The sequence below is a fragment of the Flavobacterium zepuense genome (assembly GCF_007097145.1).
Classification (GTDB): domain Bacteria; phylum Bacteroidota; class Bacteroidia; order Flavobacteriales; family Flavobacteriaceae; genus Flavobacterium; species Flavobacterium zepuense.
This window is the reverse complement of the sequence record NZ_VJVZ01000001.1, coordinates 334,922-358,238: the sequence shown is the minus strand read 5'-3', so window position 1 is coordinate 358,238 and position 23,317 is coordinate 334,922. Positions and strand designations below refer to the sequence as shown.

Annotated in this window: 28 protein-coding genes; 8 read left to right on the top strand and 20 right to left on the bottom strand. The window is 40.3% G+C overall.

Annotated features, from left to right (window positions below):
* Positions 1-36: 36 nt before the first annotated feature.
* Both FMM05_RS01575 and FMM05_RS01570 read left to right on the top strand, forming a co-directional pair.
* Positions 37-1,476: an MFS transporter gene (locus FMM05_RS01575; protein WP_143371582.1), complete on the top strand. Its 1,440-nt coding sequence runs from the start codon at positions 37-39 to the stop codon at positions 1,474-1,476.
* Between the two features lie 112 nt (positions 1,477-1,588).
* Positions 1,589-1,984, top strand: coding sequence for a hypothetical protein (locus FMM05_RS01570; protein ID WP_143371581.1), 396 nt, complete (start codon positions 1,589-1,591; stop codon positions 1,982-1,984).
* Here FMM05_RS01570 and FMM05_RS01565 read toward each other — a convergent pair.
* The 6 genes from FMM05_RS01565 to FMM05_RS01540 all read right to left on the bottom strand — a co-directional run bounded on the left by FMM05_RS01565 (position 1,981) and on the right by FMM05_RS01540 (position 7,870).
* On the bottom strand, positions 1,981-3,858 hold the full coding sequence (locus tag FMM05_RS01565; protein WP_143371580.1) for a monovalent cation:proton antiporter-2 (CPA2) family protein: 1,878 nt from the start codon (positions 3,856-3,858) through the stop codon (positions 1,981-1,983). The genes FMM05_RS01570 and FMM05_RS01565 overlap by 4 nt on opposite strands.
* A gap of 2 nt (positions 3,859-3,860) precedes the next feature.
* Complete coding sequence (locus FMM05_RS01560; protein ID WP_143371579.1) at positions 3,861-4,463, bottom strand: NAD(P)H-dependent oxidoreductase; 603 nt, start codon at positions 4,461-4,463, stop codon at positions 3,861-3,863.
* 129 nt (positions 4,464-4,592) lie between these two features.
* Positions 4,593-5,843 carry a leucine-rich repeat domain-containing protein gene (locus FMM05_RS01555; RefSeq protein ID WP_143371578.1) on the bottom strand — a complete coding sequence of 417 codons (1,251 nt, stop codon included), beginning with the start codon at positions 5,841-5,843 and terminating at the stop codon, positions 4,593-4,595.
* 46 nt (positions 5,844-5,889) lie between these two features.
* Entirely contained in the window at positions 5,890-7,242 is a 1,353-nt protein-coding gene (gene purB, locus FMM05_RS01550; RefSeq protein WP_143371577.1) for an adenylosuccinate lyase, read from the bottom strand.
* A gap of 87 nt (positions 7,243-7,329) precedes the next feature.
* Complete coding sequence (locus FMM05_RS01545; RefSeq protein ID WP_143371576.1) at positions 7,330-7,626, bottom strand: type II toxin-antitoxin system RelE/ParE family toxin; 297 nt, start codon at positions 7,624-7,626, stop codon at positions 7,330-7,332.
* Complete coding sequence (locus tag FMM05_RS01540) at positions 7,619-7,870, bottom strand: type II toxin-antitoxin system ParD family antitoxin (protein ID WP_143371575.1); 252 nt, start codon at positions 7,868-7,870, stop codon at positions 7,619-7,621. The genes FMM05_RS01545 and FMM05_RS01540 overlap by 8 nt, the downstream gene beginning before the upstream one ends.
* A 123-nt stretch (positions 7,871-7,993) precedes the next feature.
* Between FMM05_RS01540 and FMM05_RS01535 the strand changes: the two genes are divergently transcribed.
* Entirely contained in the window at positions 7,994-8,923 is a 930-nt protein-coding gene (locus FMM05_RS01535) for a hypothetical protein (RefSeq protein ID WP_143371574.1), read from the top strand.
* Between the two features lie 2 nt (positions 8,924-8,925).
* Here the strand turns inward: FMM05_RS01535 and FMM05_RS01530 are convergent, their stop codons facing one another.
* From FMM05_RS01530 to FMM05_RS01515, 4 genes are all read right to left on the bottom strand, one after another.
* Positions 8,926-9,435 carry a hypothetical protein gene (locus tag FMM05_RS01530; protein WP_143371573.1) on the bottom strand — a complete coding sequence of 170 codons (510 nt, stop codon included), beginning with the start codon at positions 9,433-9,435 and terminating at the stop codon, positions 8,926-8,928.
* A complete protein-coding gene (locus tag FMM05_RS01525) occupies positions 9,435-10,121 on the bottom strand; it encodes an SIR2 family NAD-dependent protein deacylase (RefSeq protein ID WP_143371572.1) in 687 nt (228 codons plus the stop codon). The genes FMM05_RS01530 and FMM05_RS01525 overlap by 1 nt, the downstream gene beginning before the upstream one ends.
* An 84-nt stretch (positions 10,122-10,205) precedes the next feature.
* Positions 10,206-10,997 carry an anti-sigma factor gene (locus FMM05_RS01520; RefSeq protein ID WP_143371571.1) on the bottom strand — a complete coding sequence of 264 codons (792 nt, stop codon included), beginning with the start codon at positions 10,995-10,997 and terminating at the stop codon, positions 10,206-10,208.
* On the bottom strand, positions 10,994-11,527 hold the full coding sequence (locus FMM05_RS01515; protein WP_143371828.1) for an RNA polymerase sigma factor: 534 nt from the start codon (positions 11,525-11,527) through the stop codon (positions 10,994-10,996). Before FMM05_RS01515 ends, FMM05_RS01520 begins: the two co-directional genes overlap by 4 nt.
* Before the next feature lie 55 nt (positions 11,528-11,582).
* Here FMM05_RS01515 and FMM05_RS01510 point away from each other — a divergent pair, with 55 nt between their 5' ends.
* Positions 11,583-12,251 (top strand): TrmH family RNA methyltransferase, encoded by a 669-nt coding sequence (locus tag FMM05_RS01510; RefSeq protein ID WP_143371570.1) that lies wholly within the window; start codon positions 11,583-11,585, stop codon positions 12,249-12,251.
* Between the two features lie 5 nt (positions 12,252-12,256).
* On the opposite strand, the gene FMM05_RS01505 is transcribed toward FMM05_RS01510, so the two are convergent.
* The 6 genes from FMM05_RS01505 to FMM05_RS01480 all read right to left on the bottom strand — a co-directional run bounded on the left by FMM05_RS01505 (position 12,257) and on the right by FMM05_RS01480 (position 16,903).
* Positions 12,257-13,033: a carboxypeptidase-like regulatory domain-containing protein gene (locus FMM05_RS01505; protein ID WP_143371569.1), complete on the bottom strand. Its 777-nt coding sequence runs from the start codon at positions 13,031-13,033 to the stop codon at positions 12,257-12,259.
* Between the two features lie 82 nt (positions 13,034-13,115).
* Positions 13,116-14,963 (bottom strand): DEAD/DEAH box helicase, encoded by a 1,848-nt coding sequence (locus FMM05_RS01500; protein ID WP_143371568.1) that lies wholly within the window; start codon positions 14,961-14,963, stop codon positions 13,116-13,118.
* A 99-nt stretch (positions 14,964-15,062) separates the two neighbouring features.
* Complete coding sequence (locus FMM05_RS01495) at positions 15,063-15,635, bottom strand: non-canonical purine NTP diphosphatase (RefSeq protein WP_143371567.1); 573 nt, start codon at positions 15,633-15,635, stop codon at positions 15,063-15,065.
* Entirely contained in the window at positions 15,632-16,159 is a 528-nt protein-coding gene (locus FMM05_RS01490; protein ID WP_143371566.1) for a hypothetical protein, read from the bottom strand. The genes FMM05_RS01495 and FMM05_RS01490 overlap by 4 nt, the downstream gene beginning before the upstream one ends.
* The gene (locus tag FMM05_RS01485; protein ID WP_143371565.1) at positions 16,156-16,563 is read right to left on the bottom strand and encodes a DUF2752 domain-containing protein; all 408 of its coding nucleotides are present in this window, start codon (positions 16,561-16,563) and stop codon (positions 16,156-16,158) included. Before FMM05_RS01485 ends, FMM05_RS01490 begins: the two co-directional genes overlap by 4 nt.
* Before the next feature lies 1 nt (position 16,564).
* Entirely contained in the window at positions 16,565-16,903 is a 339-nt protein-coding gene (locus FMM05_RS01480; protein WP_143371564.1) for a TM2 domain-containing protein, read from the bottom strand.
* Positions 16,904-17,100: 197 nt separating this feature from the next.
* On the opposite strand from FMM05_RS01480, the gene FMM05_RS01475 reads away from it, so the two are divergent.
* Entirely contained in the window at positions 17,101-18,372 is a 1,272-nt protein-coding gene (locus FMM05_RS01475) for an aminotransferase class I/II-fold pyridoxal phosphate-dependent enzyme (RefSeq protein ID WP_143371563.1), read from the top strand.
* 52 nt (positions 18,373-18,424) lie between these two features.
* Here FMM05_RS01475 and FMM05_RS01470 read toward each other — a convergent pair whose 3' ends face one another.
* Positions 18,425-19,543, bottom strand: a complete 1,119-nt coding sequence (locus tag FMM05_RS01470; protein ID WP_143371562.1) for a GTP cyclohydrolase — start codon at positions 19,541-19,543, stop codon at positions 18,425-18,427.
* Between the two features lie 13 nt (positions 19,544-19,556).
* Positions 19,557-20,555 (bottom strand): transporter, encoded by a 999-nt coding sequence (locus tag FMM05_RS01465; protein ID WP_143371561.1) that lies wholly within the window; start codon positions 20,553-20,555, stop codon positions 19,557-19,559.
* Between the two features lie 126 nt (positions 20,556-20,681).
* On the opposite strand from FMM05_RS01465, the gene FMM05_RS01460 reads away from it, so the two are divergent.
* Entirely contained in the window at positions 20,682-20,936 is a 255-nt protein-coding gene (locus FMM05_RS01460; RefSeq protein ID WP_143371560.1) for a DUF4834 domain-containing protein, read from the top strand.
* 60 nt (positions 20,937-20,996) lie between these two features.
* Here FMM05_RS01460 and FMM05_RS01455 read toward each other — a convergent pair whose 3' ends face one another.
* Both FMM05_RS01455 and FMM05_RS01450 read right to left on the bottom strand, forming a co-directional pair.
* Positions 20,997-21,443, bottom strand: coding sequence for a response regulator (locus tag FMM05_RS01455; protein ID WP_143371559.1), 447 nt, complete (start codon positions 21,441-21,443; stop codon positions 20,997-20,999).
* Between the two features lie 19 nt (positions 21,444-21,462).
* The gene (locus FMM05_RS01450) at positions 21,463-22,020 is read right to left on the bottom strand and encodes a helix-turn-helix domain-containing protein (protein WP_143371558.1); all 558 of its coding nucleotides are present in this window, start codon (positions 22,018-22,020) and stop codon (positions 21,463-21,465) included.
* A gap of 230 nt (positions 22,021-22,250) precedes the next feature.
* On the opposite strand from FMM05_RS01450, the gene FMM05_RS01445 reads away from it, so the two are divergent.
* The gene (locus FMM05_RS01445) at positions 22,251-22,937 is read left to right on the top strand and encodes a hypothetical protein (RefSeq protein WP_143371557.1); all 687 of its coding nucleotides are present in this window, start codon (positions 22,251-22,253) and stop codon (positions 22,935-22,937) included.
* A 138-nt stretch (positions 22,938-23,075) separates the two neighbouring features.
* Positions 23,076-23,315 carry a hypothetical protein gene (locus FMM05_RS01440; protein WP_143371556.1) on the top strand — a complete coding sequence of 80 codons (240 nt, stop codon included), beginning with the start codon at positions 23,076-23,078 and terminating at the stop codon, positions 23,313-23,315.
* The last annotated feature ends 2 nt before the right edge of the window (positions 23,316-23,317 follow it).

The window sequence follows — 23,317 nt, the reverse complement described above, 5'->3', positions numbered from 1 at the left end:
ATAACCCAAACTTTCCATTAACCCAAAATTCACACTATGAGTACAACAAGTACGCAAACCAAGTGGGGCCAGTTCATTCCCTTGGTTACTGTTTTCTTCTTTTGGGGATTTGTTGCTGCGAGCAACGACATCCTTATACCTGTTTTTAAAAAGGCTTTTAGCCTGGAAGACTGGCAAAGCCAGTTAGTTTCGTTAGCCTTTTATATAGCCTATACTGTGGGCTCTTTTATTTACATTATTATATCTGCCATAAACAAGCAGGATATAGTGGAACGGCTGGGGTACAAAAATTCACTGGCATTAGGCCTTGGTATATCTGCTGTGGGTACGCTGTTATTTTATCCTGCTGCCGAGACCGGATCTTTTGCCCTGATGCTTTCCGGCCTTTTTATTGTTGCACTTGGTTTCTCATTACAGCAAACTGTGGCTAACCCATTAGCTATTGCACTGGGACCAATAAAAACGGGTTCTCAGCGCCTTACGCTGGCAGGGGGTATCAATAACTTTGGTACTACAATAGGCCCGCTAATTGTAAGTTTTGCCATATTCGGTTCCGCTTCAGCGCCATCGGCTGATGTAGACTTAAATAGTGTAAAAGCGCCTTATCTTATTCTTGGTGCTGCATTTTTACTTGTAGCGATAATGCTTAAATTCTCTTCGTTGCCCAACCACCCTGAAACTATAGAGGAAGAAGTAGTGGTAAAAGAAGGTATCATTAAAAAATCAGCATTGCAGTACCCACAGCTTGTAATGGGTATGTTTGCCATATTTTTATATGTAGGTGTAGAGGTTTCTACGGCAAGTAACCTTCCTGCTTACTTAGAAAACAACCTGGGCTTTGCTACAAGCGCTGTTGCCCCTTATGTATCGCTTTACTGGGCCAGCCTTATGATAGGCCGTTGGGGAGGCGCTGTTGAGGCTTTTACCGATAATAAAACATCTCAAACCATACTTAAAATTGTTGCACCGTATCTTGCATTTGGTGTGTTCCTTGGGGTTAATGCCTTTATGGGGCACGACCTTGCACCATTTTATGTATACGCTGCAATTATAGTAGTGCTTATTATTGCCGACTTTGCCAGTAAAGGTAACCCGGCCACCATGCTTGGCTTGTTTTCTATACTTGGTATTGTTGCCCTTGCTATTGGTATGCTTACCGATGGTAATGTAAGTGTTTACGCCTTTACAAGTGTTGGTTTATTCTGTAGTACACTTTGGCCTTGTATCTTTACACTTGCTGTAAGTGGCTTAGGCAAGCAAACTACACAGGGTAGTACCTTCCTTGTAATGATGATTATGGGAGGCGGCTGGATAAGCCTTTTACAAGGCTGGGTTGCCGGTATTATTGGCATCCATGCCAGTTACGTAGTAGGTGTGGTATGTTTTGCTTACCTTGCTATTTATGCCTTTACAGTTAAGGGTATCCTTAGCCGCCAGGGCATTACTTTTGATAAAGTAACAGGTGGCGGGCACTAATTAGATCCCGAAAATTATATATACAAACCGTTCTGTTTTACAGGGCGGTTTTTGTTTTTTATAACATTTAGCATGTGCGAAAACACTTATCTTTACCGCAAAATAAAACCATATGAAAAATACAATGTTATCTCTTGGCATGGCTGCACTACTTTTTGCTGCCTGTGCCGAAAAAAAAGACGCTAATGCCACCGAAGGCGATGTTGCTGTAGATACTACTGCAAATGAAGTTGTTGCCGATACCGTACAGGATGCGGCTGTTGCAACAGATACAGTTACTGATGGCGCTAAAATTACTGTAGAGGGTAAGGTTACCGAGATAAATCGTGGTAAAGATGGCTATTCTGCAAAAATGCAAACTGCTGAGGGTAAATTTTACACCGCTACCATTAGCATTCCTAATATGACCGACCCAAAACAATACCGATCTGTAGCTGTAGGCGATGTTATTAATGTTATCGGAGAATTACACGATGAAATTATTGTAGTAAGAGAGCTTAAGAACTAAAATTCTCCCTGCTCTTCTTTTTTAATATCGGTACTTTCCCAGGCATGGTCCTGGGCACCAAGTTGCGAGTACAGGTCGTTTTTAATAAGCTGTTCCTGTATTTCTATTTCCTGTAAAGTACTCATTAAAAGGGCTTTTTTGTCATGGCGTTTTTCTGCCAGGCGATGGGTGGCCTCTTCATCATACTTTAAAAACCGCTGCCCCTGGCGGGTGGCGGTATATCTTCTCTGGCCCATTTCTACAAGGGCATCAACACCAAGGTTTACAGCACTATACAGGTTTTCGCGGTAAAAATCCTTTACGCCCATATCTACCAGCTCAAACGCATCGTTACGGTTACGCGCACGTGCAAATATCTTAAGGTGCGGAAAGTGTTTTTTAATCATCTCTACCACCTGCAGGTTTACCCTTGGGTTATCTATAGCGGCAATAAATATTTTGGCATTTTCGCAACCGGCAGCCTTAAGTAATTCCAATCGAGATGCATCGCCATAATATACCTTAAAGCCCATTTTACGTAGCGAATCAACCCTGTCAGAGTCCATATCCAATACTGTTGCCGGAATTCTGTTGGCTTTAAGAAGGCGGCCTATGGTACTGCCAAAATTCCCAAAACCTGCAATGATAACATCATTTTGCTCATCAATACTATCGTACTTGTTTTTAGGCTGTTTTTCTTTCACTCCAAAAAACGGGTCAATCCATTTTTCGTTGATAAGCAATAAAAATGGTGTTCCTACCATACTAATGGCAATAACGGCCATCATTTGGTTAGAGAGTACTACAGGCAAAAGGTTAAGCTGCACGGCAAAGCCCAATATCACAAAGCCAAATTCTCCGGCCTGGCTTAATGCAAAGGCAAAAAGGAGGTTTTGGTCGGCGCTTTTTTTATAGATCTTACCAACCAGTAAAAGTACAAGGAACTTAATGCCGTTAAAGATGGTGGAGAATATGATGATAAAAGCCGGATCGGCCATGATGATATTAAAATTGATGGAAGCACCCACCCCAATAAAGAACAAGCCTAACAGCAGGCCTTTAAAGGGGGCAATATCGCCTTCCAGTTCATGGCGAAATTCGCTGTTTGCCAATACAAGCCCGGCAATAAAAGCGCCAAGTGCAGGGCTAAGCCCTACAAGTTGCATCATATACGATACACCCATTACCAGTAACAGCGCAGATGCGGTAAATAGCTCCTGTAAGCGCGTTTTGGCAACAATGTGAAGCAATGGTATAATTACATATCTTCCACCCAAATAAACAAGCCCTACGGTGCCAAATACAATAGGGGTTTGTGCCCAACCGGGTAAATCGGATATCAGGGAATGGTTTGCGTTGGCGTTATTTACATGGCCGTCGGCCAATAGGGGTAATATGGCGAGTATGGGGATAACCGCGATATCCTGAAACAACAGCACCGCGAAAGACGACCTGCCCATAGAGGTTTTGGTAAGCCCTTTCTCCTTAAGGGTTTGCATGACAATAGCTGTAGACGACAGCGTTAAGGCTAACGATATGGCTACAGTTGTTTGCCAGTCCCAGTTTAGTACTATAGAGCATACAATAAATAGCGTTCCGGCAGTTATCAGTAATTGCATCATACCCATACCAACAATAATGCGGCGCATGCGCCAAAATTTTTGCGGGTCGAGTTCCAGCCCAATGAGGAAAAGCATCATGGTTACGCCAAACTCGGCAAAGTGCATAATGTCCTGGCCTTCCTGACCTATAAGCCCAAGCACATATGGGCCGATAATGATACCGGCAAACAAATAACCCAATATAGAGCTAAGCCCAAGCTTTTTAGCGATGGGAACACATATTACGGCGGCCAAAAGGTATATTATGGCCTGAAAGAAAAAACCATCCTGCATAATTACCCAATTTTAGTTTGTATGTAGTCGTTAAAATAAGAATATTTGTCCAGTTCTGCAAAGTTCAGCTTTTTGTGTTCAAGAAATAGCAGTACCTGCTCATACAACTTACCGTATTTTTTGTAGCCATCGGCATCCATAGAGTGTGTACCGTGAACCACAAACGGCGGTAGGTAGGTCATGTTACATACCTTTGCCGTTTGGCAAAAGGGTTCCATTAATTGTAATATTGTAAAGTTGTTACTGCCTGTAGCGCAGTAATTTTCTTTTTTGCCACCGGTAGTTATAGCCTGTAAGAGCAATTTGCCTTTAAGGGCAAAGCCATCCCGGCCGTACGCCCAGCCATGCTCTAAAACAAGGTCTATCCACTGCTTTAAAAGGGGAGGGCAGCTGTACCAATACATAGGGTGGTGCCAAATAATAATGTCATGCAGTACAAGCAGTTCCTGCTCGCGCTTTACATCAATATCAAAATCAGGGTATTCCTGGTACAGGTCGTGAAAAGTAATGTTAGCCGACTCCGGTATACTTTGTACCAATGCATCATTAGCGTTTGATTTCTCAAACAGCGGATGGGCAAAGAGTATAAGTATCTTGTTTTGCATGTAGCGGCCTGTTTAAATTTGTTAGAGGTAAGAATTTCGTTATTTTCAAAAATAAGCTATTAAAATTCTTACGAAATAAATTTAAACAGGCTTTAACATATATTTATAGATTGCTGATAAAGAATTTTGTTACAGGCTACAATTACTATTATTTATAGTGTATGCCGTAACAGGATTTGCGTTGTTATACAAGTAAACATCCACGTCAGTTCCGGTAGGGGTAAGCCCCGTTATAGCGCAAAGGTTTTGTAGCGATTCATTATACGTTACATTTAACTGGCCGAGAAACGGGTTAACATTTTGCAATCCATTAAGTGATGTAAGTGCATTATTTGAACTTATACTTATCCTACTTACCTGATTATTAGAAGGCGGTATAATTTGCGTTAACGTAGAAAGCTGCTCTATAGTTACTAAGGCTTGGTTGTTGTGAACTTCGAGCAAACCAACGCTTAGTAAATTTTGCAAACCTTGTAAAGAAGTAAGGTTTGTGTTTTCCTGTATTGTTAAATCCTTAATTGTTGTAATTTTTTCAAGCCCTTGCAGGGATGTCAGGCCGTTGGCTCCTATAATTTCTAAAATCTCGGCATTTTCAAGGTTATGAAGGCCTTGTAACGAGTTAATAAGCGGATTGTTTTGAATAGATGCGTATTGTATTGAAGTTGCATTATGGAGGCCCTGTAAAGAGATTAGGGCATTATTTTCTACTATCAAAAGATAAGATAGGCTGGTTACGTTTTTAAGGGCTTCTAATGATGTAAGCGTGGTATTACCCCCTATGGTTAACGATTGTAGATTAGATACATTATCTAAACCGGTAAGCGATGTAAGCTTAGGGCAGTTGCTAATATCAAGGCTGCTTATTTTTGTAACGTTTGTAAGCCCGGCTAAACTTTCCAAAGCCTGGTTATTATCTATGCGTAGCCAGGGAAGCTCAGTGATTTTTTCTAAGCCTTTTAAATCTTTAAGAAATTGATTGTTAGAGATAATAAGATAACCGGGACCGTCCTGGCCTACACCTTCTAACGAGCGTAGCCCCTTTAAATCAGTGATTGAATTTGACTTGATCTCTACAGATTCGGCATGCTTTAAATTATGTAAACCTTCTAAGCTTGAAAGCTGTGTGTTGCCAAAGATTTTTAACTCGCCACTTACATCGGTAAGATGTTCAAGCCCTGAAAGATCGGTAATATCAGTTTCTTCGTAATAGCTGCCAATTAATAACGTACCATTTACCGATGAATAATTTGATGCCACAAAAGCATCTACCTGTGCCTGTGTAGTAAGCTCCATAGAGCTGCTCATAGTATAGGTTATGTTATCGTCATTATTGCACGAAAACAGTAGCGATAACAATAGTAAGCTGAATAATTTTTTCATGATAGGTAGTATTGGTTGGTTTTCAAATCTATGAAATTATTTTAAGCTACACTGTTATCCCTAAATAATTTGCAGGTGTAATTTTAAGCAGTTCAGCCCTAACTTCATCGGTTACGTTTAATGTATTGATAAAGTTGTGTATTGCATTTTTATCTATAACCGTGTTGGTACGGGTTAGGTCTTTAAGTGCCTCATACGGGTTAGGGTATGCTTCACGGCGAAGGATGGTTTGTATCGCCTCTGCCACTACGGCCCAGTTACGCTCTAAGTCCTCAGCAAATTTATCGGCGTTAAGCAACAGCTTGTTAAGTCCTTTAAGGGTAGCTTCAAAAGCTATGATAGTATGGCCAATAGGTACGCCAATGTTCCTTAAAACAGTACTATCAGTAAGGTCGCGCTGCAGCCTTGAGATAGGCAGTTTAGCCGAAAGGTGCTCAAAAATGGCATTAGCAATACCTAAGTTACCTTCAGAGTTTTCAAAATCTATAGGGTTTACCTTGTGCGGCATAGCCGATGATCCTATTTCTCCGGCCTTTATTTTTTGTTTAAAATAATCCATAGAAACGTAGGTCCAGATATCCCTATCCAAGTCTATTAATATGGTATTGATACGCTTAAGGGCATCAAAAAAGGCAGCAAAATGGTCGTAGTGCTCAATTTGCGTGGTTGGGAACGAGTGTTTAAGGCCCAGTGTGCCTTCTACAAACGTGTTGCCAAATTGCCTCCAGTCGGTTTGTGGGTACGCCACAAAATGTGCGTTAAAGTTACCGGTAGCGCCGCCAAATTTAGCTGCGAACGGTATATTGTTAAGGTAGCGTAGCTGCTCCTCTAAACGCTCTACAAAAACGTGAATTTCTTTACCCAAGCGTGTTGGCGATGCCGGTTGCCCGTGCGTGCGTGCCAGCATTGGTATGTCCATCCACTCGGTACTAAGCTCCTTAAGTTTAGCAACAAGGCTAATGAAAGAGGGCATGTAAACCTTTTCAAACGCCTCTTTAGTGCTAAGCGGTATAGCAGTATTGTTTATATCCTGAGATGTTAAGCCAAAGTGTATAAACTCTTTATAAGCATCAAGCCCAAGTTTATCAAAAGCCGATTTTATAAAATATTCAACGGCTTTAACATCGTGGTTGGTAGTTTTTTCTATTTCTTTTATCTGAAGGGCATCATCAGACGAAAAGTTATTGTAAATGTCCCTAAGCGGGCCATATGTGCTTTTGTCTATGCCGGTAAGTTGTGGTAAAGGTAATTCGCAAAGTGCAATAAAGTACTCTATCTCTACAAGTACACGGTATTTTATAAGGGCTTCTTCTGAGAAAAAAGCGGCTAATGAAACGGTTTTGTTCCTGTACCTGCCGTCTATAGGCGATATTGCATTCAGTTCAGATAATTGTTGCATAAATATTCTGTTGTTGTATTTATGCGCGCAAATATAGGGTTTTAAGGTGAATTAAGAAAATGGGATTGTTCATTAAAATTTAAGGTCTTAGTAGAATTTTTTCTTTAAATCCATTCTGCTATGAAGTATCCTTACAATTTCAATTTCCTCATTATTTATTATGGTATAAAAAACAACATGTTCGCCCAATTTGTAACCTAATAATAAATTACCTATTTCGGTGTATAATTTGCCGAGATTTGGATTATTTGCGAGTTGTTGGCAACCATCTGAAAGTAATTCATAATATTTATCGGCTTGTTGTTCTGACCATGCATCAAAAGTATAATTCCAAATATCAGATAAATCATCAACTGCCCTGTTAGTGAAATAGTATTTAGCCATTAGATGTTCTTTTGGCTTTAAGTGATGCAAGATGCTTTTTAGGATCAAAATCGGTTGCCCGGCCGCTATCAATACCTTCATTAATTGCATTTTTGAGCAGTATCAGGCGATCTTCTTCCTCTTCAAGCAAGCGTAATCCCGCCCTAACAACTTCGCTTGCGTTTTTAAATCTTCCATTAGTGACCGTTTGTTCAATAAAACTTTCAAAATGATGGTCTAACGATATTGAAGTGTTTTTTCCCATGATTAAATTTTTTATAAAGTTACCAAAATTTGGTAATGTAAAAAAAAATTATCATCTAAGCCTAACTATTAAATATAAGGATTAAACTGCTACATTGCAGTTAGCCTTTAAAATCAATTTACAATGAGTATAAAAAACACCTTGCACATAATTTTCAGTATTCTTTTAACGACCAGTGCGTATGCACAAAACAAACGCGATATTGTTATTAAAGAGAAAATACTGCCTGTGCTAAATTCAGGCTATGAAGATAAAGCTGCCTATAACACCGTAAAAGCTGAAGTTTCCCTCCTGGAAAAAGGATACGGTCATGAAGTTTTACTAAAAAGGCGGTTATTAGAACCGGCTTATTACCATAACGATATAAACTATTTTAAGAATGAGCTAACCGTATTGGTAAAAAACCACGGTTTTGATGCCGCATACCTTACAGGAAACGAAAATTACTTTAATGCTATTATGAAGGGCAACCTTGCCTCGTGGTTTAAAGAAATGTATTTGAAAAACCACACCATTTGGCTGACTAATAATTTTGATAAACAGGCGGACTTAAGAAAACTGAATACCATTAACGAGAAAGACCAGTACATTACTGCCTTTGCAATGAAGGTTTTAAATATTCCCGGAATTGATTCTTTACAACAGGAAACCATTAAAAATTATCTGGCCGAATATCATTTTAAAAATATTGAGCCTATTCTAACTATTGCTACTAAATGGGGAGTGTATGCAGGCGATAAAAGTTTTGCATGCATTCAGAATGGTTTTGATACTACCCTAATTCATAATTTTCAGTTTGAAAAGAACCAGCGCGAGGTATGGGAGGCTTTATTCCCGTCAATAAAAAAAGCCTACTTAAACAATGAAATTACCGATGTAATTTTTCGTAATTACGATTTTTACCATTACCTGCACTTTGGCAGCCAGGTATTTAATTCCTTTACTTTACAACAAATGCCGGAGCAATTTAGAAAAACCCAAACGGGACCTATACCTATAAAAGACACTAAATGGCTGGAGCAAATTAAAAAAGAGTTTAAGTGGAATGACTAAGATTACTTTAAATCACTATAATGTATTTGTTTTACAAAGTCATATAAGCCTTGAATCCACTTTAATAACTTACAATGCAGTTCATAATACAATATTTCGTTTTTCGTTTTAAATTGTATGTGGTCAGAAAAAGATATAGAATACAATGAGCTTCTTAAAAATCCATCTTTTGTATTGATAAGATATTCATGACTGCCTGTATCGTCTGGCACGTAGTGGTTTGAATAAGGTGAATAAATGGGTTTAAGATCAGAAAATCCTACAGCTATCAACTCCGTTAGTTTTTGTTTAATACTTTCAGGAATCATACCTTCACAATAAAAATCGGGCTTACCGAGAATTTTTATTTTAGGATCAAAATACCTAAAAACCATCCTATAATTAAGATCATGGTCTATCGCCAGCTTACAACCAAACAAATCATAGGTAAAACCCGGTGATGAATAATAATATAATAAGTTGTTTTCATCGCCTTTGTAAAGTTTTTGTAACTCTTTAAGTTTAGATCCCATTATTGTTGTCTTAATTTGGCTGCTACTATCTCCATACCCTCACTTGCCAGTACCGGGAAAACCTCCAGCGGGTTGCGCAGGTTGGGTATACCGGCAGGTTTAGGGTCTATGTAATAAATTTGGGCATCGCGAGTGGCAAAATCTAACAATCCGGCGGCGGGGAACACCTGTAATGATGTGCCAATAACAATAATATAATCGGCCTGCTCAACGTAGGGTATGGCCTCTTCTATAGCCGGTACGGCCTCGCCAAACCACACTATGTGCGGCCTGAGCTGGTAACCATCGGTATGCAGGTCGCCCAGGTTTATATCGCCTTTAAAATCTATAATATCGTTGGTGTTATATACGCTACGGGCTTTAAGCAGCTCGCCATGCAGGTGCAGTACGTTGTTGCTACCGGCGCGCTCGTGCAGGTCGTCTACATTTTGGGTGATGATGGTAACCTCAAAGTCGGCTTCTAATTCGGCTGTAATAAAGTGCGCTTTGTTGGGCTGTACCTCAAAAAGCTGCCGGCGGCGCTTGTTATAAAAGTCCAGCACCAGCGCCGGGTTTTTGCGCCAGCCTTCGGGCGATGCTACTTCCATAACATCATGGCCTTCCCACAGCCCGCCTGCATCCCTAAAGGTATTAATACCACTTTCGGCACTCATGCCGGCACCACTAAGCACTACAACTTTTTTCATATTCAAATTTAACTTCTTTCGGTTTATTAAACAAAAAAAAGGAAGCCCTAAAGCTTCCTTTCTCAATATCATATCATTATCTATTTATACTTTACCTAACGTATACAGCTGCTCCATTGTAGGGCTTGGGCTACCACCGGCAGGCTCTAATGTTATACCAAAAGCTTGTGCACCATCGTTGTTATCCACCTTAAAGATACCGTAGTTGGCATTCTTATCGGCAATAACGCCAATGCTGGTAGGGGTAATAGGGTCTAACCTAAGTGCCCATATTTGGTACACTTTACCCTTAGGCGGGGTAGGCAGGCCGGCAAGGTCTACATAAATTTCCTTCTTATTTTTGTTAAGGTACACCTTTGCGTAAGATTGCGGAGCCACTTCCTGACCTGCAAGTTTAACTACGCTGGTGGCGTTGTCGCGCACCACGTTAAGGGCTTTTTCGGCCTGGTTGTTTTTTTGCTCTAAGCTGGCAACAAGCTGCTCATATTTAGATGTTTTGGCGTTTGCCGACTGTATCTCTTTAGTAGCTTCATCAGTTTGGTAGTACTGGTAAGCAAGCCCAAAAGAAAGTATAACCGCTGCCGCCCAGCCCATATACTGGCTCATGCCACGCTTAGGCTCCATTTGTACCACGCCGTTGTTATTGTTGTGTTTATCTATAAGCTGCTGCCTTATTTTCTCGTAATTGGCTGCCGATAAATGCGGCGCAACAGAGTACGACAGGTTTATAACCGCCTTTTCTATAGAAAGTATTTCTGCCTGTACAGCCTCATGTTTATGGGCCATATCATTTACCTCTTTATTCTCGTTTTCAGATAATAATCCAAAAACGTAGAGCTCCAGTATCCCGGATGCTATGTATTCTTCGGTGTTCATTGTACCTGTAGGATGTTTCTTAATTCACTAATGCAATTTCTGTTTTGTGTCTTCACAGTGCCCAAAGGTATTTCAAGCTCCTCACTGGCCTCCTGCTGGGTATACCCTTTAAAAAACAGCAGGTCGATAAGCTTTATGCATTTTGGCTTAAGCTTGTTAATAAACTCCTTTATGCCTATTGCGTCTATCTTGTTGGTCACACTTGTGTTATGGTCAAGAATATGTACGAAATTGTCGGCACTAAGGTTTTTTAAACTGTTATTATGGCTTTTAGATCTAAGCCTGTCTATAGAGGTATTGCGGGCTATATTAAGGATCCAGGTAAAAAAGCGGCCTTTTGTTTCGTTGTAAGAATCTATGTTCTTCCAAATTTTTACAAATACTTCCTGTAGTACATCTTCGCTTTCTTCGCGGTCTTTTATAAGGTTATAAATTACGCCGTAAAGACTTTTAGAATACATGTCGTACAGTGCAGTAAAGGCTTTGCCGTCTTTTTTGTAGATTTGCGCAAGTAATTCTTCCTGTGTCATGGTTGGATTTTGGTTACCCGAATTTAGTGAAAAAGATTTAAACTCTAACATACAGATGCGAAATACTTGCGATACTGATTACCTTGCTTACCTTGAAAATTTTATAACCGAAGGCCGCCGCGACCGGTTTTTACAGGTGCTATCCCAGCGCAGCAAGCACTTTACTGTGGTTATAGAAGATATCTTTCAATTGCACAATACCAGTGCCGTACTGCGCACCTGCGAGGTTTTTGGCATACAGGAACTAAATGTGGTGGAAGAAAAATACGGTAAGACTATTGACAAAGAAATTGCCCTTGGCGCACAAAAATGGGTAGATGTTAATCGTTTTGACAGTACCGCTGCCAGTATTAAAGCCGTTAAAGATCAAGGTTACCGCATTATTGCCACATCGCCGCACGACGATTCCTGCCTTATGGAAGATTTTGATATCAGCCAGCCCTCTGCGTTATTTTTTGGGACTGAAATTAACGGGTTGAGTGATGAAGTGCTGAGCCAGGCCGACGGTTTTTTAAAGATACCAATGGTTGGCTTTACTGAGAGTTTGAATATATCGTCATCAGCGGCCATAATATTGCAAAACCTGAGCAGCAGGCTGCGCCGATCGGACATCAACTGGCAATTATCTGTAGATGAAATACTGGCAAAGCGTATCGACTGGGCTCAAAAATCTATAAAGGATATCGATTTTATAACCAGGAAATATTTAGAGCAAACCGTTTAGGGATATTATTTATCGCGGTGCAGTACTTTATACTCCTCATAACAGCCACTTATGGCGTCCATTATCTGCAAATCGTTTGCAGTGGTTATAAAGTCCTGAGAGTAGTTGCAGCGCGTTAATACATCGGCAATATCATCTTTGCTTATACCCAGCAGGGCAGCAAGGGTTTCGCGGTCAAACTTATTGGCAAGTGCATTGCGCACGGTATCATCTTTTTTCATTTCCTTAAGCCTGCGCATTTCTGCCGGTTTTTTTCCAAAAACGTTGTGCAGTAAATCGGCCGGGTTAAAAATGGCGCTTACAATTTTTTTATAGGCAGTAGGGGAGTTCTCTCCGCCTTCATACCCCTGTGGTATACCGGCAATGGCATAGCGGTAGTTTTCTTTTACCGGTGCCAGTTTACTGTCTACCTGTAAATAGCCTGTAAGGTTGTATTTGTTTATCACAACTTCTTCAAGCGTATAAGCCCTCTCTGTTAGCGGAATTTTTGTATTGGTGGCACTCTTAACCCAGTCGTTAGTTACACGAACTTTGATGGACTGGTAACCCAGATACGATACGTGAAGTGTATCATTAGCAGCTGCCTCTAATGTAAAGTTACCTTTTGCATCGGTAGTGGTGCCTTTAACCCTGTTGATGTTAATAATGCTTACCCCGCCAATTGGGCGCAGGGTAATATCTGACACGATGGTGCCCGATACACTTTCCTGTTTTTTAGCCTCGGTTTGTGCAAAGGCAGAAAGTGAAAGTAATGTAAATAAAAAAACTACAAAATATCTCATTGATTGTTTATGTGCTGTAAAAGTAATAAACAAACGGGATATTTTGTAGTTAGTATTCAATTATGCTAAAAAAATTTATTGCTTAGCTTCTGCGGGGCCTTCTTTCCCTTTCAGAAGAATCACTTCTTCTTGCCGGGCGGCTATCTCCACCACCTGCTGCCCTTGGCGGACGGCTATCGCCACCTGCTGTCCTTGGCGGACGGCTGCCACCAAAACCACCACCGCTGCGTTCTCCGCCACGGCCACCACCAAAGCTTCCACCGCCAAAGTTTCCGCCACCGCTACGGCCGTTATGGTCCCTTCTGCGATTGCTGCTGCCTTCGTTTTTAGAAACCTCTACGTTTATACGTCGGCCTTCAAGGTGCATGCTGTTAAGTGTATCTAATACAACCTGAGTGTGTTCGCCATCGGTATTAAAGAAAGAGAAACCTTCTTTAACATCAACTTTAAATACATCATCACGGCCAAGGCCAAGGGTATCGCGAAGGAAATCCTTAAGGCTCATCCAATCAAAATTATCTCTTGAACCTATGTTTACAAAGTAACGTACAGCGCCATCAGAGCTGCCGCCTTCCCTTGAAGTGCTTTCGCGCCTTTCGCCGGCTTGTTGTGTAGAAAGGTCCCTGTTCTTTTTATAGTAGCTGATGAACCTGTTAAACTCTACCGATACCATTTTCTTGATAAGCTCCTCTTTAGTAAGGTCTTTCATAACCTCATAAATAGCAGGAAGGTAAGAGTCTATTTCGTGGTCTATCTCTACATCATTAATTTTGTTTGCAAGGTGCAGTAACTGTATCTCGCAAATTTCGATACCTGAAGGGATTGTTTTTTCTTCAAACTTTTGTTTGATGATCCTCTCGATAGCCGATATTTTACGGATCTCGCTTTTAGTGATGATAACGATAGATGTACCCAGTTTACCGGCACGGCCCGTACGGCCAGAACGGTGGTTGTAAGTCTCTATCTCATCTGGTAGCTGGTAGTTAACTACGTGTGTAATATTATCAACATCAATACCACGAGCAGCAACATCGGTTGCTACAAGCATTTGTATCTGCCTGCCGCGGAACGATTTCATTACAGAGTCACGCTGCGCCTGAGAAAGGTCTCCGTGTAGTGCAGCTGCGCTGTAACCATCTTCGATAAGTTTTTCGGCAACAGCCTGGGTATCTCTTTTGGTACGGCAAAATATAACTGAGAAAATATCCGGGTTAGAGTCGGCAAGGCGTTTAAGTGCCTCATAACGGTCTCTTGCGTTAACCAGGTAAAACTCGTGCGATACGGTAGATGAACCTGAGTTTTTGTGGCCCACTGTAATTTCCAGTGGTTTCCTCATGAACTCTTTAGCAATACGGGCAACTTCCTGCGGCATGGTAGCCGAGAATAGCCACGTACTCTTATCATCAGGAGATGTAGAAAGGATGTTTACGATATCATCATAAAAGCCCATATTAAGCATTTCATCTGCCTCATCTAAGATACAAAAATCTATTTTAGAGATGTTTACAAGACCACGGTTAATCATGTCCTGCATACGGCCCGGGGTAGCAACAATAATTTGTGCACCGCGTTTAATTTCCCTTGCCTGCTCTGTAATGCTGGCTCCGCCGTAAACCGCAACTGTATTAATGCCTTTAATGTACTTAGAGTAAAGTTTTATCTCGTTAGTAATTTGAAGGCAAAGTTCGCGTGTTGGTGATAATATAAGGGCTTGTGTGTTTTTGTTATCCGGGTCAATCTTCTGGATAAGCGGAAAACCAAATGCAGCGGTTTTCCCTGTACCAGTTTGTGCAAGGGCCACAATATCTGTATCTTTTTCCAATAATAGGGGAATCGCTTTTTCCTGTACTTCTGACGGATTTTCAAATCCTAGATCGTTTATCGCCTTCAGAAGCGATTCATTCAATCCTAATTGTTCAAATTTATTCATATATGATTTTAAAATAGCTGCAAAGGTACTGTTTATTAGCGATATAAACTAATGTGACTCTTACAATTATTTTAATTGACTAAATTGAAAATCAAGTTGTTACCTTTTTAAGAAATCGGTAAGCTGTTTTACGGCCCTGCCGCGATGGCTAAGCTGCGCCTTCTCATCCATAGAAATCTGCGCAAAAGTGTGGTTTAATCCTACAGGCACAAACACGGGGTCGTAGCCAAAACCTGCGTTCCCGGCTCTTTCAAGGGTTATATTACCGTCTACAATTCCTGTAAAAAGGTGCTGCTCCCCGTTAAGGTTAAGGGCAATTACGGTTTTAAAGCGGGCAGTGCGGTTAGGGTTACCGTTCAATTCGGTTAAAAGCTTGTCCATATTGGCTTCGGCGCTTTTTTCTTCGCCTGCATAGCGTGCCGAGTATACCCCCGGTGCGCCGTTTAGGGCATTAACCTCCAGGCCGGTATCATCGGCAAAGCAATCATAGCCATAGTTTTTAGTAACATAGTCGGCTTTTAGTATAGCGTTACCCTCTATAGTATTGGCCGTTTCCGGGATATCCTCATGGCAGCCTATATCTTCCAGGCTAAGCAGCTCTATCGCATTGCCAAGCTGGTGCTTAATTTCCTGTATTTTATTTTTATTGTTAGATGCAAAAACAAGTTTCATATTCTAAATTTATCGCGGTTTTGTTTGCTGGTAAGGGCATCGGTAATATTGGCAATTAAAAACCAGCGTACATTTTTGCCCTTGCGCACCTGTGCTGCGGTAGTGATTACAGCAAAAAATTCTACAATATTCAATAAAATTATAATCGAAATATAAAGCACATAGTACAATGATAGCGAATCGAAAAATTCTGAGGCAAACATTCCGCTAAAGGTGTAGTGGTTTGGGGTGTCCTGCTCTAAAAAGTCCTGGCTGTTGTTAAACATTATTTTAAGCGTCCACGCAAAAGCAATGCTGTTAAAGGGTATCATTACCGCTTGCGATAGCACCGACTGTATGCAGTGCCAACGCACAAAATAACTGGCATTACGGTGTGCCAGGTAAAAGAAAAACGATGCTATTACATTGATGATAGGCAGCGGCAACCCTGCAATTACCGATACTACAGCCATTAAGTAGCTGTTAGAGGCCTGCTCCAGCTCGGTAACATAAATGTGGGTGTTTTGTGTTTTGTATTCGCTCATAATCCTTTATTTATATTCCATATCCAATTGGCTACAACTAAAAGTATTAAAATTGCGGCTACCCATTTTGTTTTTACGGCCTGCTCAAACTTTTGGTAGGCAAGATGTAGGGTATTCTTTTTTAAGATAACATCATACAGCAGCCAAAACGGCCCAATAAGCATTATGGCGGCTATTATAAGCCCAAAAGGGTTTAGCATAAATGCCGATGTAAAATTACCATTTACTAATAACACCACAGAGCGTGTAGAACCACAAGAGGGGCAGGCTATACCGGTTGCATTTTTAAATACGCAGGGCGTAAATGTACTATGCGTTTGCTGCTGGCTTATAGCGTATGCCAGATAAATGTATCCGGCAATTAAAGCGATAAAAAACAGCAGGTATAGCCTGTTTCTTGTCATACTATTGCAGGAACTGCTGTAATTTTTCCATGTTTTTTTGGCGTGTAAGGTCCATTATAAGGAACCAGTCTATTAAAGCCCAGATACCAAGGCCACCGCAAGTTAATAGTTTAGCAACGCCTAAGCCTGTGTCGCCTATCATAAAACGGTCTATACCTAAGCTACCCGCTACTATAGATACTATTAGTATGGTTGTAGGGTCTTTAAGGTCTATACCCTGTATCATAAACCATTTAGACTCATCTAATAATAAAAGCCTTTCGCGTATGTAATTTAAGTGCTGTGGCTGAAAGAACTTAGCGTTTGTCATTAAGTAAAGGTCAACTTTTTGTGAATCCATGATGTTTTTTTTTGATTTTGGTTATTATATGGTTTGCGTAAATAAATATAAAGTGCCAAATATATATTTTATTTTACAACATATAAGTGTTATAATACATACAATTGTTACAAAGTGGGTTAAAAAAATATTATGATGTAAGCAATTTAATATTTACTTTTGGTGCGTTTTTAAAAAAGCACACTAAACTTTGAATTATGGTTAAAGATCTATTTGAAAGGATTCAAAAAAATAAAGGCCCGTTAGGCAAATGGGCGTCACAGGCTGAAGGTTATTTTGTATTCCCTAAGCTGGAAGGGCCACTGGCTAACCGCATGATTTTTCGTGGAAAAGAAGTTTTAAACTGGAGTATAAACGATTACCTGGGGCTTGCTAACCACCCGGAAGTACGTAAGGTAGATGCTGATGCTGCTGCCGAATACGGCGCTGCTTACCCAATGGGCGCAAGGATGATGAGCGGCCACACATCATACCACGAGCAATTGGAGCAGGAACTTGCTGCTTTTGTACAAAAAGAATCGGCTTACCTTTTAAATTTTGGCTACCAGGGTATGGTATCTACCATAGATGCCCTTGTATCTAAAAATGATGTTATTGTTTATGATGTAGATTCGCACGCTTGTATTATAGATGGTGTACGCCTGCATATGGGCAAGCGCTTTACCTACAAGCACAACGATATAGAAAGCCTTGAAAAAAACCTTGAGCGTGCCACTAACATGGCCGAAACTACCGGCGGTGGTATACTTGTTATTACCGAGGGTGTTTTTGGCATGAGGGGCCAGCAGGGTAAACTTAAGGAAATTGTTGCCTTAAAAGAAAAATACAACTTTAGGCTATTGGTAGATGATGCCCACGGTTTTGGTACACTTGGTAAAACAGGTGCCGGAGCAGGTGAAGAGCAGGAATGCCAGGATGGTATAGATGTGTACTTTAGCACATTTGCAAAATCTATGGCCGGTATTGGTGCTTTTATAGCTGCCGATAAAGACACTATAGACTTTTTAAAATACAACCTGCGTTCGCAGATGTTTGCAAAGGCATTACCGATGATATTTGTTAAAGGCGCGCTTAAACGCCTTGATATGCTACGTACCATGCCTGAGCTTAAAGCCAAGCTTTGGGAAAATGTAGATGCATTACAAAACGGACTTAAGGCTAAAGGCTTTAACATAGGCGATACCAATACCTGCGTTACACCGGTATACCTTGAAGGTAGCGTACCGGAGGCTATGGTAATGGTTAACGACCTTAGGGAAAACTACGGTATATTTCTTTCTATTGTAATTTACCCGGTTATACCTAAAGGCATTATCCTTCTTAGGATGATACCTACTGCCACACATACTATTGATGATATTAACCAAACGTTAGTTGCATACGAAGATATCCGTGAGCGTTTAGAGAACGGTACCTACAAAAGGATTGCCGCTGAAACTAAGGTAGACTTAGATGCTGAACAGGCTTAATAACCTGTAGTATATAAAAATCAAAGCCCCTGAAATTTCAGGGGTTTTTGTTTTATAGGTCTTTGCGGTAAGTACACCTGCGTTTGTTAATAACAGGGTCAAAATTCTTCCACATGTTGTGTATGGCGTGATTTTCTTCCAACTCCGGTGTGCGTATGCAGTTGCGGATATTAAACTTTTTAAACACGCGGTAATATTCTTCAAACACAATGGCCGTAACACCTTTGTTTTGATAGTCTTCGGCTACGCCTATAAGATAGAATACTACATCTTTGCTCTTTTTCTTTGCTTTTAGCAAATGCAAAAAACCAAACGGGAACAAATGCCCGTTAGCTTTTTGAAGCGCCTCTGCAAACGAAGGCATTACAATACTAAACGCCACAAGGTTTTCATCTTTATCTACCACAAAGTTAATGTACTCCGGGTTGATAAGTCCTATATATTTTTGCTTAAAATATTCTTTTTGCACATCCGATACTGCCACGAAAGACGCCAGTTTGGCATAGGTAGAATTAAACAGGTCGAACATTTTATCTACATAGGGCATAACATCTTTAGTAGATGTAAAGCTTAGTGAACGAAGTTCGTAGCGTTTTTTGATAAGCTGCGATGCCTTCATGAACATCTCGGGCTTTACATTGCTAAAAGGGAAAATGCTTTCCTGGTATTCTTTTTCCTTAACAAAGCCCAGTTGCTCAAAATGGTCTTTAAAATAGGGGTGGTTGTACCATGTTATGGCGGTACTCATTTGGTCGAAACCCTCTGTAAGCACGCCCACTTTATCAAGGTTGCTAAAGCCTATGGGGCCTTCTACGTGATCCATACCATGTTCACGGCCATATTCGTATACTTTCTCCAGGAGTGCCCTGGTAACCTCTATATCATCTATAACATCAAACCAGCCAAAGCGCACCTTTTTTTTACCCTGCTCATTAACTTCCTGCCAGTTAACAATGGCAGCGGTTTTACCAACCATCCTGCCGTCGCGGTAAGCTATGTAAAACTTAGCTTCGGCATGGGCAAAAACAGGGTTTTTATCTTTGTCAAAATTTTCAAGCTCATCGCTTATAAGCGGCGGAACCCAGTAGGGATTGTTCTTGTAAAGTTCAAAAGAAAATTTAATAAAATCTTTAAGCTCCTTTTTAGTTGTAGCTTCTTTTATAGTTATCATGGTGCTTAAGTATCTATTCTGTTTGTGGCTCCGGTAGAGGCTCTTCAATTTTTTTGCGTCGTTCTTCGCGTTCTTTTTTCTTCTTGTCCCTATCGTCTTTTTTCTTCTTTTGCTCGGCGTTGTATTCGTCTTCTTTATCGCCTTTGCCCGGCAACAGGATATCCCTGTAATTGGCATCAAACCTCCATGCAAAGCCTACACTGGCATACATTATAGATGGAGTGTCTTTAAAGTTAGAGCTTATAGAGGCATCTACCTGCATGGTATCGGTAAGCAGGTGTGCAGCGCCCACCCTAAAGATACCATCGGCATAATAATCACTTGAGTACCCCTGAAACTCCACAAAACCCGACCATTTTTCGTTAAAACCGCGTGTAAGAGTGGTTATAAGGCCATAGCTTGGGTAGTCAGTTGTAATCTTATCGGCAATAATGTTGTTTACCCAAACCCATTTACCAAAATGGTTGTGGGCTATTGCAATAAGCTTAGGGCTTAAACCATCTGTAGGAAAACTGTATGGGTTGTCTTTGCTCATTAAGTTAACACCGCCATATACGGCTACAGCAGGTATAAGGCTCCTCCACTTAAACTTGTGGTTTGCCTTCCAGCTGTACAGGTTAAGCTCCGGTGAGTAATTTTTATCAGGGTCGTATATAAGGTATTTTGCTCCCAGCGTTAAAGACCGTACATCGTTACGTCCATAATTGTAAAGAGCGTCTTCATAGCGGTCAAACTGGTACTGCACACTGGCAATAAACTCCAGCTCTTCTAAAATGGCGCCATACCTAAGGGTAAGATCTAAGCCAAGGCCTTTAACATCGTAGTTAAGCACATCGTGCTTTTCTTTTATGCCATAAATTCCGGTTTCTATCTGAAAGATACTTTCGCCTACCGAAAAACCTGACATAGACTGCCCGGGCCGGTTGGTGTTAATCTGGTCAGTATATTGGGCTTGTGCCGCTCCTGCGCTTAAAAGCAGTAACAGCCTAAAAATATTTTTGGTGCGCCTCATGTTTGGCTCATTTTTTGGTTGTGGTTAGGTAATGTTCTTCAAAAATAAGATATTTTATTATTATTTTAAGAGCTATGATTTAATTTTAAAATGCGGATTGCGTATTTTTGACAAAACTTTATGATAATGGATACAGCATCATTTTCTGGCCTTATAAGGAATTTAATTATTATAATACTGGCCTACTACGCTTTAAAGTATATTATGCGCCTTTTAGCCCCGGTAATTGTACAGCAGGTGGTAAAAAAAGCCAGCGAAAATATGTACCAGCGCCAGCAGGACAATTTTAACCAGCAGCAGGCTAAACAGGAACCCCAAAAGCAGGCACCGGCCGAAAAGAAAAAAGTAGGAGAATATATAGACTTTGAAGAAATAGACTAAAAAGGCTAAAAAGAAAGCCCTTACCTATACAGTAAGGGCTTTCTTTTTGTTTTATATTTTTTATAAGCTTAAAATAAAACTGTCTTTATTAAGGCCATCTACAATATACTGCCAGTTAATGTGCACTACATCGCTAAGCACTTTTTTAAGCATGTTAAAGTCGTTAGGCTTTTTAATATAAACATTAGCGCCGGCAACAAAGGTATCTTCTATATCCTGCTCTGATGATGAGGTAGAGTATATAGCAACCGATATTCTTTTAAGCCTTTCGCTGTTCCTTATTTCCTTAAGGCATTCCATACCCGATTTTCGTGGCATATTAAGGTCCAGGAACACAATATCCGGCAATGGGTTGCCATCAACGTTAAGGTATTCCATAAGTTGTTCTCCATCATTAAATGTAGTGATGTCGTATTTAATCTTAACTTCTTCAAATGCCTCCTTAAAAAATAAGCGATCATCTTCATCGTCATCGGCAAGCATTATGTGTAGGGGTGTTGGACGCATTTACTTTTTCTTTCTTGTCTTATTTAGTTTCTATGTAACGCTTTTGCCTCATAATTTTTTGAAAGGCAGTAGGGGTAACCCCCGTAATATTTTTAAATTGTTGAGAAAGGTAGGCCACGCTGCTGTAATTCATCATAAACGATATCTCTGTTAATGACATATTCTCTGTAAGCAGCAGTTGTTTTACCCGCTCAATTTTATGCAAAATAATAAAATTTTCGATAGATATAAAAGTAACTTCCGAAAAAACCTGAGATAGCGTGCGGTAACTCTCGTCTAATTTCTCTGAAAGGTAAGATGATATTTTAAGCGATTGCATGCCTTTATCGGCATACAGCATTTCTATAATTGCATTCTTTATTTTTTGTACAAGTATACTTTTTTGGTTATCTACAATTTCTATCCCGTACTGCTTTAAAGACTCTATAAAGCTATTGTAGGTTTCCATGGGTATGTTTTCTTTAAACTTAACGTAGCCGGGCTCTGTAACTTTGCAATTTATGCCGAATTTATCGAGCTGTTGCTGTAACAGTACCTTACACATCATGTCAATGTTATACTTTATGTATAGCTCCATTATGAGTTGTTAAATTTAAGGGAGTAAAAATACAAAAATTAGTACTCGTTTAATAGGCTATTTCTTAAATGTATAATTTTATAACATTCTAAATAAGAAAATGTGTTAAAATATTGTTATATAAAACTTTAAGTACAAAAAGGGTTATGTTGTAAACTATAAAACTTTACTAAAAACATCTTACCGTTTAAAAAAAAGCAATAATTTTATTACAAAATAGTATCTAAATTATGATTTTATACCAAAAACCACCCGATGGCGGTATGGCGTATGCCGAAACGAACCTAAATCATTTTTTTCCTGAGCCTTTTAATACTATTACTTCATGCTTTTTTCTTGCCATTGCTATTTACTGGACGGTAAAACTATGGGGCAGAGGCAGGGAACATACTTTTTTATCGGTAGCGCTGCTCCTGCTTTACATAGGGGGTATAGGCGGCACCATTTACCACGGGCTGCGCCAATGGAGCTTTTTTATAATGATGGACTGGCTGCCTATTATGATACTGTGCGTATCGGCCGGGGTATATTTTTTGGGTAAGCTTACCCGCTGGTATTATGCTGTGGCTTTTGTATTGCTTTATGCCGGTTTCCAGCTTTATGCGCGGCAGCAAATGATGGAGCAAGGCGATATACAACTCTTTATAAACATAAACTATGCTGTGCTGGCCGGTATGGTACTACTGCCGGTATTGGGGTATTTAATAAGCACAAAGTTTAAAAATGGGCGTTGGGTAGGCTTTGCGCTGCTGGCATTTGTTTGCGCCCTAACCTTTAGGGTGGCCGACAAATGGGGCTGGATAAGCGAAGGCACACACTTTTTATGGCACACCTTTGGCGCTGTGGCGGCGTTTTGCATGTTTCAGTACATTTACCTGATCAATAAAAAAGACCCTGATGTAACACCTAATCAGTAAAAATAGTTTGGGTTATCGTGCACAAGAATATGATTTTATGAGAAACGTTTTTATGCTTTATTTAATATTTTGATGGGAAAACCATAGCATTATAACCTGTAACTTTGAAAGTGTATAAAAACATCTAACACTAAGATTATGAAAGTCAATTTATTAAAGAAGTCGCTATTTGCAGCAATGCTGTTAGCGGGCTTAACCTTTACATCTTGTAAAGACAAAGCAGAAGGCGAAGGCGATGCAGTTGCAACAGATACCATAGCAAGCGAAGATTTTAACGCAACCCCAGCCGATACGGTTGTTACCGATAAAGATACGGTTGTAGAAATGGGTACCGATATAGATTCTAAAGAGAATGCAACGGGTACACAGGTGCCTTAATA